The organism is Blautia segnis (assembly GCF_014287535.1).
Classification (GTDB): Bacteria; Bacillota; Clostridia; order Lachnospirales; family Lachnospiraceae; genus Blautia_A; species Blautia_A acetigignens.
The window spans coordinates 14,882-28,409 of sequence record NZ_JACOOT010000038.1 but is presented as its reverse complement, the minus strand read 5'-3'; the positions used below and the strand labels follow the sequence as shown (position 1 = coordinate 28,409).

The window sequence follows — 13,528 nt, the reverse complement described above, 5'->3', positions numbered from 1 at the left end:
TGCAGAATAAACCACAAATAAAAAGCCGCCTTTCGGCAGCTTTTTATACGTTTTTAAGCGCAAATTTATGATAACCATTCAGGTATATTTGTCAATTTCCATGCCGCTTCATGTACAGGAGCGGATATGGATTTCCTTCTTCATCGTGATCGGTTCTTTTGTATGTTTCAAAGCCCAAATGTCTGTAGAATCCAACAGCCCCGGGGTTCTGTTCATTTACGGTTAATTCCTGTACATCATAATTTGCAGTTCCGTATTGAAGCAGTTGCCTTCCCAGGCCCTTTCCCCTTACTTCCGGGGAAAGAAACAGCATCTCCAGCCGTTTCTTTTCTACTCCCATAAACCCTGCCGTTTCACCCGATTCCTCCCGGGCAACGATCAGATGTTCCACCCCGCTTAACGCCTGGGGAACATACGTCTTAATTTTATTTACCTCTTCCTCCGAAAGGAAAAGATGGGTCTCCCGAACCGAAGCCTCCCAAACCTTCAAAAGCTCCGCCAGAATCTGCGGATCCCGTTCCTGAATTTCATATATTTTCATATCTTTCCCCGTCTTTAGCACCCAAATAATTTCACTGTTTTTTCCATTCGCTCTGCAATAGGAACGCCAAATGGGCAGCGTGCTTCGCAGGCATGACAGCCAATGCACTCGGATGCTTTGTGTTCCAGCAGTTCGTAATGGGACTGTACCGTTGCAGGCACCTTAGGCTGCATGGTTGCCAGGTCATAGAATTTGTTGATCATCGCAATATCCAGATTGGAGACACAGGGTTTGCAATGGCCGCAGTAGGTGCATTCACCGCTGTAGGAATGGAACGGCGCATTCGCGATCACAGATGCATAGTCTTTTTCCTCTTCTGAAGCATCTTCATATGCTGCGGCTGCATCAACCTGCTCTTTCGTATCGTAGCCGCACATAATGGAACAGACTGCGGGTCTGGTCAGCGCATAGTGGATACACTGCACAGGTGTCAGACTTACACCAAATGGGGAACGTTTTTCATCAAACAGTCTGCCGCCTGCAAAGCCCTTCATTACCGTAATTCCTACGTCATTCTGCTCACAGACCTTATATAACCGTGCGCGGTCTCCATCAATTCCTTTCAAACCGGCGTCAAACTCCTCCGCAAACATAGTGTCAATATTTTCACTTGCCGGAAGCATGTCAAAAGCTGGATTAATGCTGAAAAGAATCATTTCCACATATCCGGATTCTGCTGCTTTAATGGCAACCTTCGGGTTGTGGGAGCTGATGCCGATATGACGGATTACGCCGCTGTTTTTTAATTCCATTACATAATCCAGATAGTCAGAGTGCTGGATTTGTTCCCACTCTTCCTCAGAATCTACATAGTGAATCATTCCCAGGTCAATATAGTCTGTCTGCAGTCTTTTCAGCAAATCCTCAAATGCAGGGCGCACATATTTCATATCCCTTGTGCGGAAATACTGCTCATCCTTCCATGTGGAACCAATGTGTCCCTGAATAAACCAGTTGCTGCGGTTTTCCTTAATTCCTTTTCCAATAATATCTCTGGATTTCGGGTCCGCCATCCAGCAGTCCAGAATATTGATTCCAAGAGATGACGCATAGTGGATCAGCTCAATTCCTTCTTCCTCCGGGTGCCGCTCCAGCCACTCCCCGCCGAATCCAATTTCGCTCACCATAAGCCCAGTTTTTCCCAATCTTCGTGTTTTCATTGTATTTCCTCCTCATCCTTGTTTTATTGGCACCCATTATTTCGACCAGGTGCTCTCTTCTGTTTTGCCTTCATAATCAAAAAGTCCGTCGTTTTTCTCTTCCAGAGCTTTAATCATGTGGTAGGTGTATTCGTTGTATGGGGTTGGAATGCCACTTTCTTTTCCCATGCGGATCAAAGCGCCGGAGAACATGTCGATCTCGGTGTGACGTCCTGCGTCCAGGTCCTGAAGTGTGGAATAGCGGGCAAATGGGGGAACTGCACTGCCATGGCTGGAAGACGCTGCTGCCTTGCTGATATCAATTCCTTTCGCAGCCGCAACAGCCTCAAGCTCCTGCCGCAGCCCTTCACTGATCGCCTTCATGTGAATGCTGTCCCTGTAGCAGCCAACTCCCGCGCCCAGAATTGCCTGGGGCAGATTGTTGCACACATTCAACCGGAATTTACTCCACATCTCTTCCCGGATATAGTCTGTATGGCGGAAATGAATCCCCGTATCTGCAAAAAGCTCCTCGATCGCACGCACCCTTTCACTTTCATAAGGTGCTTCCAGTTCCCCGAAAATAATTCCGATGGTAGTCTCCGGGTCAAAACAATATCCATCTTCTTCCTTATGAGATGCCACCTTGATCAGAGAATACATGATATTAGCCTTGGGAATCACAGTAGAAATCATTTCTTCGCTGTCCACACCGTTCATAAGACTCATCACAATGGTATTCTCACCCACAGCTTCCCGTATACTCTCCAGTGCTCCCGGCAAAGCTCCGTATTTCAAAGAAACAACCAGCAGATCTACTCCATAAGCTTCCTGCGGTGTCCACACATGAGGATGGTAAACGGTATGATTAATCGTGCATCCCTTTTCCTTCAGGCGCTTCGCCCTCTCCCCTTCTGCCACAACACCAAGTTCAATATTTTTCACCCCGGAAAGTCCCCAGATCACATAAGAACCTACGGCTCCTGCTCCAAGAACTGCCACTGATTTTATTTCCATAATTTTGTCACTCCTGTTTTTCCATATGTCAGTTTCAGCCAAACGATTATTCTACCACTCAACTGCTTTACCCAATATAACGGGTTCTGATTTCCAGCTTATTGTTCATCTGTAACTGCATTGTAGCATATGCCTGTGGGTTCGTAAACTGCGTATAATCCCAATGCCTGCACCTTTTTGCAATCGCTAATTCAAAACTTCCATCGCAAAAAGCCGCCGCATTGCTCTCTCAAACCAACGCGGCGGTCTGTTATTGCCTATATGTTATTCTTATTTCAATTTGCTGTAAACTTCATTTGTCACCGGCTCACACCACTCATTAGAGCCTTCCTCGCCCGGTACTTCAATTGCCAGATGGCTGAACCAGCTGTCCGGTGCAGCACCGTGCCAGTGTTTTACTTCTGCCGGGATGTTAATGCAGTCACCAGGTTTCATCTCGATGGGATCCTTGCCCTCTTCCTGGTAGTAGCCCCGTCCTGCGACACAGACCAGAATCTGTCCGCCGCCGCTCTTTGCGTGATGGATGTGCCAGTTATTGCGGCATCCAGGCTCGAAGGTTACATTAAAGATTCCAACCTGGCTGGTAGATACCGGTGCCAGATAACTCTTTCCAATGAAATACTGTGCAAAAGCATCATTCGGCTGTCCGATCGGGAATACCATTTCTTTGGCATGAGCTCTCATTGCCTCATCTTCATAGGGAAGATCACCCTCATTTACAGCCCACACTTCTTTTGCCAGATTAAATACAGCCCAGCCTTTTGGCCAGCCAGCATAAAATGCCACATGTGTGATGATCGCAGCGATTTCCTTCTGGGTTACGCCGTGATCCTTGGCATTCTGCAGATGGAATTTCAGGGAAGAGTCTATGATTCCCTGCGCCATCAGCGCAACGACTGTAATAATGCTTCTTGTTTTTACATCAATGTCATTGTTGTTCCAGTTCTCACCAAAAAGAACATCATCATTAAAATGTGCAAACTCCGGAGCAAATTCTCCAAGAGCATTTCTTCCTGCTGTCTGTGTAATTTTTGCCATTATTTTCAACCTCCTACAGTGATTTTACCCATTTCTCAATTTCCTGTTTATTTGCACGGTTCAGAAGTCTTCCTTCTACAAATTCAGCACCCGGTGCGGACGGCTGTAACTCGGAGATGGTGTTTCCAAATCCGCTTCCGCCTGATGTAGCGAACAGAATAATCTTCTTGCCGGAGAAATCATATTTCTCAAGGAACGTATTGATAATTGTCGGTGCCACATACCACCAGATTGGGAATCCCAGAAGAATCTCGTCATAATTTTCAATTCCGGCATCTGTGTCTGTCATCTCAGGTCTGATCTTTTTGTCGTTCATTTCCACGCTGCTTCTGGATTTTTTGTCCATCCAGTTAAGGTCAGTCTTTGTATATGCAACTGCAGGTGTGATCTCATATAAATCAGCTCCGGCTGCCTCTGCAACCATTTCTGCTGTTTTCTTTGTTGTGCCGCTTGCACTGAAATATGCCACAAGTTTTTTTTCCATAATTGCTGCCTCCTTTGAGCATGCTTTCTCTGCTTACCTGTTTATGCCAGGAAAAATCTGTTTCATCCTGTCATCACATATTAATCATAGGTAGCTGTTCATTTTCTTTACAGTTACAATTATAATGCCATTCTTAAATTATTACTAATACTTATAATGTATTTTATATTATGCCTAAAAGGCATTTATCTCCTCTATAAACAGCTGGATTGCCCTGGAATAGGGGATGTTTCGCCGCCAGGCGATTACAGTGCTGGACGTTATTTCCGGATACAGGCGTCTTTGAACCAGCAGATCCTCCCGCCAGTATTTTGCGGCACCCTGGATGGAAACAGGGTAGGCCAGCCCGTACATCGCCATCACTCCCGCGTTGGTTCCCAGATTGCTGGTAAAAGATAGGTTCAGCTTTTCAAAATCTTTTCCGAACCAGTTGGCAAGCTCACTCTGGATTCCAAGACGCTCTGGAAGAATAAGGGGAAGATTCAGAAGATCCTGTTTTGTGACAACTTCTTTTTCCGCAAGAGGATCATCCGGGCGCATTCCCACCACCCACTGGTCGCTGTCCGGGATTCTGATATATTCAAGATTTTCCGTACTTACCGGTTCCAGAAACAGCCCGATATCTACCAGACCTTTATTCATCATTTCCAGAATGGTATCCGCGGTTCCTGTATGCAGGGCAATCTGAACCAGTGGGTATTTTTCCTTAAAGGACCGACTGATCTGCGCAAGGATTTCCACTGCCGCAAACTCGCCGCAACCGATGGTAATAACGCCTTCGATCACGTCCTCGTTCCCTTTGATTTCGTCAATGATTTTATCTTCCAGATCCATAATTTCCAGCGCCCGCCTCTTCAGAAGCAGTCCTGCAGCGGTCAGCGTGATGCAGCGTCCGCCTCTGTTAAAAAGCGCAGTTCCAAGCTCCTCCTCCAGCGCCGCCAGCTGTCTGGAAAGGGTGGGCTGGGTTATATGCAGTTGTTCCGCAGCCTTAGTAAAGCTCTGCTCCTTTGCCACAGTCAAAAAATAACGCAGTACTCTCAGTTCCATAGGTGCTCTGCCTCCGTAAATTCTACTTGTTATAACGTTTTGTAAATATAATTTTATTATATTCATCCAATGGGTGGTGTCAATTTTGTGCAGCTCAATTCTGTGGGGCTTAGGGAAATTTTTTTACCGGCTTTTTTCAACTTATAATTGAAAACTTTTCTGAATTGTGTAAAATGAAAGCAAAGAAATTTATGTTTACGAAGGAGGAGCTTTATGAAACAGAAAAAGACAAATCATTACCTTCTTGGAACAGTTTTTTGCCTGCTTCTTTTGCTATTACTGACTCCGGGACAGGCAACTAAAGTTCAGGCGGCAACTGACAACAGCCTGATTGATGTGAAGCTGGCAGAAGGAATCAGACGTTACGATTACGCGTATGAGGTCCTGAATCTAGTGAACCAGGAACGTGCGAAATCAAACCTGCAGCCCGTAACTATGGACAAAAATCTTCTGGAATGCGCCATGACAAGAGCCCAGGAACTGACTCTTTACGCGTCCCATACCCGTCCAAACGGCGCCAGCTGTATGACTGCTTTTCCATATTTCGGGTATAACTCAAGTGAAAACCTGGCAATTAATCAGGTATCTCCGGAAGATGTTATGAACTCCTGGATGAATTCCTCTGGCCATCGTACCAATATTATGGCTTCTGGAAATGTATCTGCAGGAATCGGATGCTTTTACCAGAATGGGGCACTTTACTGGATACAGTGCTTTTCTTCTCATGCTGCGCAGACCTGTTCACAGCCGGGAAATCAGAAGGTTTCCCCCACCATTTCCGCACTTCCGGATCTGGTAAATATCAGTTTCAGTGAAACTTCCCCTGTAAGCTTTACCGAAGCACAGAAAACGATGAAAATCTATGTGACATGCGCAGGATTTTCTTATATGAAATCCGTTCTGGATCCAACATCCTTTAACTGGTCAACCGGAGATTCCGCAATTGCTTCTGTAAACCAGAACGGCGTAATTCAGCTGAAAAATGCAGGAACTACTACGGTTACAGCATCTATGAAGTCTGCACCAACCAAGTCCCTGACGGCACAGCTGAATGCATATTTTGATCTGAATAATGCATATTACAATATTTCCCCTCGTTCCTATAACTACACGGGAAGCGCAGCAACACCTGCTGTAACAGTTACTTTCAACAGTCAGACGCTGACACAGGGAAAGGACTACACGGTTTCTTTTGAAAACAATGTGAATGCCGGAAGAGCCAGCTACACAATTAAAGGTCTTGGTCTTTACAAAGGCACCCTGACCTCCTATTTTTTCATTTACAATGCTTCAATCCGAGATGCAGAAATTACTTTTGACCAGTCCTCTTATATTTATAAGGGAACGCCTCTGACTCCCAAGCCAACTGTCACCTGGAAGGGAAAAACACTGACAGAGGGCAAAGATTATACACTTTCCTGGAGCAATAATAATCAGCAGGGTAACGCATACATTACTGTTACTGGCAAGGGAAACTTCAAAGACGAGAAAAACAGCCATTTTTATATTGATACCACACCGATTCATACCGCTGTAATCGGCAATATTCCTACATATGACTATGCTCCTGGAAAAGAGTTTAAGCCGGAGCCCACCGTTACCCTGGACGGCGTGCTTTTGAAAAAGGATAAAGATTACGTCCTTTCTTACGGCAATAATAAGAATGCAAGTTCCAGATACAACAAGCCTTATGTAGAGATTAGCGGAATTGGTCTTTACAGAAGCGGTGTGAGAAAATATTTTACCATCAATCCGATTAAAGTTTCAGGCGAGACGGTCAAAGTTACAAAGACAAATTTCGGCAATGGAAGTATGTTGGATTTCCTGAAAAATAATGTAGTCGTTACTTACAAGGGCACTCAGATTCCGTCTGACTGCATGGAATTTTATTCTGTCTGGGGATCTTCTGATAATGAGATTCTCGCTTTTACCATTGAATATACGGGAAATTATACCGGAGAATCCAGAAATATGACTTCTTTGAAAAGATGTGCAGTTTCTGCGATTGGGAACCAGACTTATAAAGGAAGTGCACTGAATCCAAAGCCGACTGTAAAATTTGGTTCTACTGTACTGAAGGAAGGAACGGATTATACCCTTTCCTGGAGCAATAATACAAAGGTGGGAACCGGATCGGTTACGATTACCGGATTGAATAATTACTTCGCAAGCGTGACAGTGAATTTCAAAATTGTGGCACCTGCACCAACTGCAACGCCGACTCCGAAACCAACCGCTACGCCGACTCCGAAACCGACCGCTACGCCAACTCCGAAGCCGACCGCTACGCCGACGCCAAAGCCAACCGCCACTCCAACTCCGAAACCAACCTTGTCCAGGCCAACAGCGAAGCTGGCAACGGCATGGAACAGCGTCACCATCAGTTGGAAGAGAGTTGCAAATGCGCAGAGCTACATTATTTACAGACAAACTGGTTCTGGCAGATATACCAAGCTTAAAACACTGAATTCCAGAACATTTTCTTACAAAGATACAAAAGTTTTGGTAGGTACCAAATACACCTACAGAGTTCGCGCCTGCAGAAAAGTGGGTTCCAGTTACATTTACAGCGCCTATGCCAGAGCTGTATCCGCAACACCAACCCTTTCCAGACCAGCACTTACTTTAAAAACAACCACAAGAAGGCAAACCATTTCCTGGCGGAGAATTTCCGGTGCCAGCGGCTACTTACTGTATCAAAAGACTGGAAATGGTTCTTTCAAACGAATAAAGAAACTTTCTTCCAGAACTACTACGTACACAGTTAGCACCAGAAGAGGCACTGTTTATAGCTATAAGCTGCTCCCATACCGTGTAGTCAACAAAAAAGCAATATATGGTCCATCCAGTGCGGTAAAAAGAGGCAGAGCTAAATAACGTAAAATCAAAGGGAGGCTTCTCAGTTCAACCAAACTGCAGCCTCCCCCAATAATCTACGGAGGTAAACACCCATGGAAAAACAGATCGACCTTTCTTCCTGGAAGCGAAAAGAAATTTTTGATTTTTTCAGCCACGCATCCAATCCCTATTATATGGTAACCTTCCGCATAGATGTCGCACCGTTGTACGCCTACGTGAAAGAACATCATCTGTCATTTTATTATTCGCTGGTCTATCTGTGCACCCAGGCAATTAATGACGTGGAAGCATTTCGATATACCATAAGAGGAGAACAGGTCTTTTATCTGGATCCGCGCATCCCCAGCTTTACCGATCTGAAAAAAGACAGCGAATATTTCCACATTGTTACCATGCCGACCATGGGTTCACTTGCAGAATTCAACGAAGAAGCCAGAAAACGCAGTGCCGCCCAGCAGTTTTTCCTGGATACCTCCCAGGAAACCGACCGTGTAATCTACTTCTCCTGCCTGCCCTGGTTAGACCTTACCGCACTCACAAATGAGCGCGATTTTTCCTCCCCCGACAGCAAAAACGACTCCATCCCCCGCATCGCCTGGGGAAAATACGTCCCAAACGGCGACCGCCTGGAACTTGGCATTTCTATAGAGGTAAACCACCGCCTTATAGATGGACTGCACATTGGACAGTTTGCGCAGAGGCTGGAAAAACTGATTGGGGAGTTGTAGCTACTCCCCCAGCGTAAGCATCGTATCAATACAAGCCTTCGCCTTCATCCTCACAGTTTCATCCAGATTAATTTCCTCACCGCCCTGACCGCGGACGCAGTTGTAGACGTCCATCAGGGTGGTCAGCTTCATGTTGTGACATACGCAGTCTTTGGAAAGCGGGTAGAACTTCTTGTCCGGGCACTCGAACTGAAGGTGCTGGACAATGCTGTTTTCTGTGCCGATGATGAACTCTTTGGCATCACTTTCTTTGGCATACTTCATGATTCCGGTTGTGCTTCCGATATAATCTGCCATGGCGGAAACTTCTGACAGGCACTCCGGGTGAACCAGGAATTTCGCCTCCGGGTGCGCTGCCCGGGCCTTTTTCACATCTCTGACAGACATTCTTAGATGGGTAGGACATCCGCCGTGAACAAACTTAAATGTTTTCTCAGGCACCTGCTTCTCCACCCAGGCTCCCAGATTGCAATCCGGGATAAACAAAATCTTATCGTTATCAATGTTCCTCACGATCTTCACAGCCGATGAAGAAGTTACGCACACATCGCAAATCGTTTTCAGCTCTGAGGTGGTGTTAATATAAGCCACAACTGTATAATCCGGGTTGGACGCCTTCAGCGCAGAAAGCATCTCCACATCCAGCTGCTCCGCCATTGGACATCCGGCGCCGCTGTTGGAAAGGTAAACCGTTTTCTCCGGGGAAAGAATCTTCACCGTCTCTGCCATAAAACGAACTCCGCACATCAGCACATTTTTCTGAGGCGCTTTGGCCGCCTGCTGGCTCAGTCCGTAAGAATCTCCTGTATAATCTGCCACCTCCAGAATTTCCTGGCTCTGATATGCGTGGGCAAGAATGCAGATGTCTTTTTCTTTCTTTAAACGCAGAATTTCATCCTGCAGTTGTCTTGTAGTCATCATAATTATTTTTTCTCCTGTTTTCAGGCATTTTCTTAGGATTATATTCTCCTTCCTCCTCACTGTCAACCAAAAAGTTTACAGATATCTTGTCAAGTGTAAACTTTAGTGTTATACTACAGGGCATGTCACCCGGCAAAAAACGCTGCAGGCAGCCAGAACACTTTCCATTTCGCGTCTGCCGTCTGCCCCCAAATTCAAATTATCAAAAAAGGAACCCAACTATGAAAACAGATATTCTCATCGCAGGCTCCGGCTGCTCCGGCCTTTACTGTGCCCTCCAGCTTCCCCGCGATAAAAAAATTACCATTATCACCAAGTCCGATCTGACCAGCAACGACTCCTACCTTGCACAGGGCGGTATGTGTATGCTGAAAGAAGAATCCGATTACGACAGCTTTTTCGAAGACACCATGAAAGCCGGTCATTACGAAAATGACAAAAAATCAGTAGAAATCATGATCAAAACTTCCCCGGAAGTAGTCAAAGATCTGGTTTCCTACGGCGCACGTTTCGAACGTAATGAGGACGGCAGCCTTTCCTACACCAAAGAAGGCGCCCATTCCACCAACCGCATTATTTTCCATGAGGATGTCACCGGCAAAGAAATCACCAGTTCCCTGCTCCGGGAAGTTCAGAAGCTTTCCAATGTTGAGCTTCTGGAATACACCACCATGGTAGATATCCTGGAAAAAGACAACCACTGCTACGGTGCTGTGATCCGCCGCCCGGACGGTTCCCTTGATACCGTAACTGCTTCCTGTACAGTTATGGCAAGCGGTGGAGTAGGCGGACTTTACCGGCATTCCACCAATTTCCGCCACCTTACCGGCGATTCTCTTGCCATTGCCCGCAAGCATGGAATTGAACTGCAGAATCCAGATTATGTACAGATTCACCCAACCACCTTCTATACCAGACGCCCGGAAGACCGAAGCTTCCTGATCTCCGAATCTGTAAGAGGCGAAGGGGCGAAATTATACGACAAAAACATGAACCGATTCACCAATGAGCTTCTGCCCCGCGACCTTCTTTCTGAGAAAATCCATGAGCAAATGGCAAAGGACGGCACCGATTTCGTCTGGGAGGATCTGCGCACAATCCCGGCTGAGACCCTGCGCCATCATTTTCCCAACATTGTTGAACACTGCAGGGAAATGGGCTATGATGTTTTCAAAGAATGCATCCCTGTGGTTCCCGCACAGCACTATTTCATGGGCGGTGTGAAGGTTGACCACCAGAGCCGTTCTTCCATGGAAAATCTCTATGTGGTAGGCGAAGCCGCATGCAACGGCGTTCACGGCAAAAACCGCCTGGCAAGCAATTCCCTGCTGGAAAGCCTTGTTTTCGCCAAACGGGCAGCACAGGATATGGCAAAAAATGTTTTTTCACAGACAGATGACGCGGCAGACTGCGGCACAGATAGCAGCATCACAGAGATATCCAATACATATGCAGCAGCCAATACTGCAGATATTCACGATACACAAATTACTGCAGACTACTTAGCTTCCCATGTAGACCTTCACCAGTACGAAGACCAGCAGGCCCTTGCCGAAGCTTACCATCACCTTGCAACCGAAGCCATCACACTTGGCGCAAATACAGCCAACAGAAAGGAATTTTTATATGTTTGATCAGGTAACTCTTGGGTTAAATGTTGACCCATTTATTTTAAGCGCATTAAAAGAAGATATCACAAGCGAAGACGTATCCACCAACAGCGTTATGCCAACTCCTACCCCAGGCGTGGTAGACCTTATCTGCAAGCAGGACGGAATCATCTGCGGACTGCAGGTTTTTGAGCGTGTTTTTACACTTCTGGATCCATCCACAAAGGCTGAATTCTACGTAAAAGACGGCGACCATGTAGAAAACAAACAGCTGATTGGAAAAGTTTACGGAGACATTCGCGTGCTGCTCTGCGGCGAAAGAACCGCCCTTAACTATCTTCAGAGAATGAGCGGAATCGCCACTTACACAAGCCAGGTGGCAGCCCTTCTGGAAGGTACCGGAATCAAGCTTCTGGATACCAGAAAGACCTCACCGAACAACCGTATTTTCGAGAAATATTCCGTACGCATCGGCGGAGGAAATAATCACCGCTACAACCTTTCCGACGGCGTTCTTCTGAAAGACAACCACATCGGCGCAGCTGGCGGAGTGAAGCAGGCAATTTCCATGGCAAAGGCCTACGCACCTTTTGTCCGCAAAATCGAAGTGGAAGTAGAGAATCTTGATATGGTAAAAGAGGCTGTAGAAGCTGGTGCTGACATTATCATGCTGGATAATATGACCACCGAGCAGCTGAAAGAATCCATTGATTACATTGCCGGACGTGCCGAAATCGAAGTTTCCGGAAATGTTACAAAAGAAAACATTGCCAGACTTACCGGTTTGGGTGTAAATTATGTATCAAGCGGAGCACTTACCCATTCTGCTCCTATTATGGATTTATCTATGAAGAATCTTCACGCAGTGGAGTAACTTCGCATAACAAGCAGACAGGAGATGAAATTATGAAGGGTGAAGAAAGAAGAAAACAGCTTTTAAAGATCTTATCCTCCAGCACTGGTCCGGTTTCCGGCGGCACTTTGTCACAGGAGCTGCATGTAAGCCGCCAGATTATTGTACAGGACATTTCTCTCCTGCGTGCCAACGGTTCCACTATTTTTTCCACAAACAAGGGTTATCTGCTTCAGGAAGAGAAGAAATATTCCAGAGTTTTTAAGGTGTATCACACCGATGACCAGGTGGAAGAAGAACTGAGTGCCATTGTAGATGCAGGCGGACAGATCCGTGATGTGTTTGTCTATCACAAGGTCTACGGCGTCCTCAAAGCAGACATGGGAATTAAATCCCGCCGTGACATCCGTGCCTACATGGAAGAAATCAGCACCGGCAAGTCCAGCCTTCTGAAAAATGTAACCTCCGGCTACCACTACCACACCATAGACGCCGAAAGTGAAGAGATCCTGGACGCCATCCAGGAAGAACTTCGTCAGCGCGGTTTCCTGGCCAAGCTGCAGGATTACGAACCCGTAGATTTCTGGGGCGGACAGGACTAAAGAATATTTCCCCCTTTTCCTGCATACATATAAAAGGATGTTGCAGAAAGGGGGACTTTTTTATGCAGAATATTTATACTCGCCTGATCAACCGCAATCACCCGCTTCCACCCGACTATGTTCCCGAAAATCTTGTTGATATTGGAATTCCATTCGATACCCGTCCCGGGGATCCGAAACGTCTTCTGGAAAAAAAGACTGCTCACGCTGCCCTTTGCCTTATAAATGCAGCTTGCAAAGAAGGATTATGCCTTTATGGAATCTCCGGATATCGTTCTTATAAGCGCCAGCAGGAGCTTTACACAGGCAATCCCTATGTTGCCCAGCCTGGCACCAGTGAGCACCAGAGCGGACTGGCACTGGATGTTTCCTGTCCTGCCGTTGGCCTGGAACTGATTCCTGAATTTGCCCAAACTCCAGAAGGCAAATGGCTTACCCGCAACGCATCTCTTTTCGGATTTATTCTCCGCTATCCCCAGAACAAAGAAGACATTACCGGAATTCCATACGAGCCCTGGCATATCCGCTACGTCACACGGGAGCTTTCCGGATATCTGACCCTTACCGGAATGACGCTGGAAGAATATCTGGATTTTCCCGTTAAAACAAAATCCGCCAGCGGTTTCGAAAAATGGAAATTTTAATGTTTTGGAAACGCTAAAAAACATTAAATGTCAGGCATAATTCCC

The 13,528-nt window shown here is 46.3% G+C and carries 13 protein-coding genes; 6 read left to right on the top strand and 7 right to left on the bottom strand.

Going from position 1 to position 13,528, the window contains the following annotated elements:
* Positions 1–91 precede the first annotated feature (91 nt).
* The 6 genes from H8S54_RS15970 to H8S54_RS15945 form a co-directional block, all read right to left on the bottom strand.
* On the bottom strand, positions 92–541 hold the full coding sequence (locus H8S54_RS15970) for a GNAT family N-acetyltransferase (protein ID WP_021926070.1): 450 nt from the start codon (positions 539–541) through the stop codon (positions 92–94).
* A gap of 14 nt (positions 542–555) precedes the next feature.
* The gene (locus H8S54_RS15965) at positions 556–1,701 is read right to left on the bottom strand and encodes an aldo/keto reductase (protein WP_186901808.1); all 1,146 of its coding nucleotides are present in this window, start codon (positions 1,699–1,701) and stop codon (positions 556–558) included.
* A gap of 36 nt (positions 1,702–1,737) precedes the next feature.
* Complete coding sequence (locus H8S54_RS15960) at positions 1,738–2,697, bottom strand: ketopantoate reductase family protein (RefSeq protein WP_186901807.1); 960 nt, start codon at positions 2,695–2,697, stop codon at positions 1,738–1,740.
* A 270-nt stretch (positions 2,698–2,967) separates the two neighbouring features.
* The gene (locus H8S54_RS15955; protein WP_186901806.1) at positions 2,968–3,735 is read right to left on the bottom strand and encodes a carboxymuconolactone decarboxylase family protein; all 768 of its coding nucleotides are present in this window, start codon (positions 3,733–3,735) and stop codon (positions 2,968–2,970) included.
* 13 nt (positions 3,736–3,748) lie between these two features.
* Entirely contained in the window at positions 3,749–4,219 is a 471-nt protein-coding gene (locus H8S54_RS15950; protein ID WP_117852711.1) for a flavodoxin, read from the bottom strand.
* 174 nt (positions 4,220–4,393) lie between these two features.
* Positions 4,394–5,266 (bottom strand): LysR family transcriptional regulator, encoded by an 873-nt coding sequence (locus H8S54_RS15945; protein ID WP_117852708.1) that lies wholly within the window; start codon positions 5,264–5,266, stop codon positions 4,394–4,396.
* A gap of 213 nt (positions 5,267–5,479) precedes the next feature.
* Between H8S54_RS15945 and H8S54_RS15940 the strand changes: the two genes are divergently transcribed.
* Both H8S54_RS15940 and H8S54_RS15935 read left to right on the top strand, forming a co-directional pair.
* Complete coding sequence (locus tag H8S54_RS15940) at positions 5,480–8,143, top strand: CAP domain-containing protein (protein WP_186901805.1); 2,664 nt, start codon at positions 5,480–5,482, stop codon at positions 8,141–8,143.
* Positions 8,144–8,217: 74 nt separating this feature from the next.
* Positions 8,218–8,853, top strand: a complete 636-nt coding sequence (locus tag H8S54_RS15935; protein WP_186901804.1) for a CatA-like O-acetyltransferase — start codon at positions 8,218–8,220, stop codon at positions 8,851–8,853.
* On the opposite strand, the gene nadA is transcribed toward H8S54_RS15935, so the two are convergent.
* Positions 8,854–9,774 (bottom strand): quinolinate synthase NadA, encoded by a 921-nt coding sequence (gene nadA / locus H8S54_RS15930; protein ID WP_207725627.1) that lies wholly within the window; start codon positions 9,772–9,774, stop codon positions 8,854–8,856.
* A gap of 221 nt (positions 9,775–9,995) precedes the next feature.
* On the opposite strand from nadA, the gene H8S54_RS15925 reads away from it, so the two are divergent.
* The 4 genes from H8S54_RS15925 to H8S54_RS15910 all read left to right on the top strand — a co-directional run bounded on the left by H8S54_RS15925 (position 9,996) and on the right by H8S54_RS15910 (position 13,483).
* A complete protein-coding gene (locus H8S54_RS15925) occupies positions 9,996–11,408 on the top strand; it encodes an L-aspartate oxidase (RefSeq protein WP_186901803.1) in 1,413 nt (470 codons plus the stop codon).
* A complete protein-coding gene (nadC, locus tag H8S54_RS15920) occupies positions 11,401–12,258 on the top strand; it encodes a carboxylating nicotinate-nucleotide diphosphorylase (protein ID WP_173766236.1) in 858 nt (285 codons plus the stop codon). Before H8S54_RS15925 ends, nadC begins: the two co-directional genes overlap by 8 nt.
* 32 nt (positions 12,259–12,290) lie before the next feature.
* Complete coding sequence (locus H8S54_RS15915) at positions 12,291–12,839, top strand: transcription repressor NadR (RefSeq protein ID WP_186901802.1); 549 nt, start codon at positions 12,291–12,293, stop codon at positions 12,837–12,839.
* A gap of 62 nt (positions 12,840–12,901) precedes the next feature.
* Positions 12,902–13,483 carry a M15 family metallopeptidase gene (locus tag H8S54_RS15910; protein ID WP_021926058.1) on the top strand — a complete coding sequence of 194 codons (582 nt, stop codon included), beginning with the start codon at positions 12,902–12,904 and terminating at the stop codon, positions 13,481–13,483.
* Positions 13,484–13,528 lie beyond the last annotated feature (45 nt).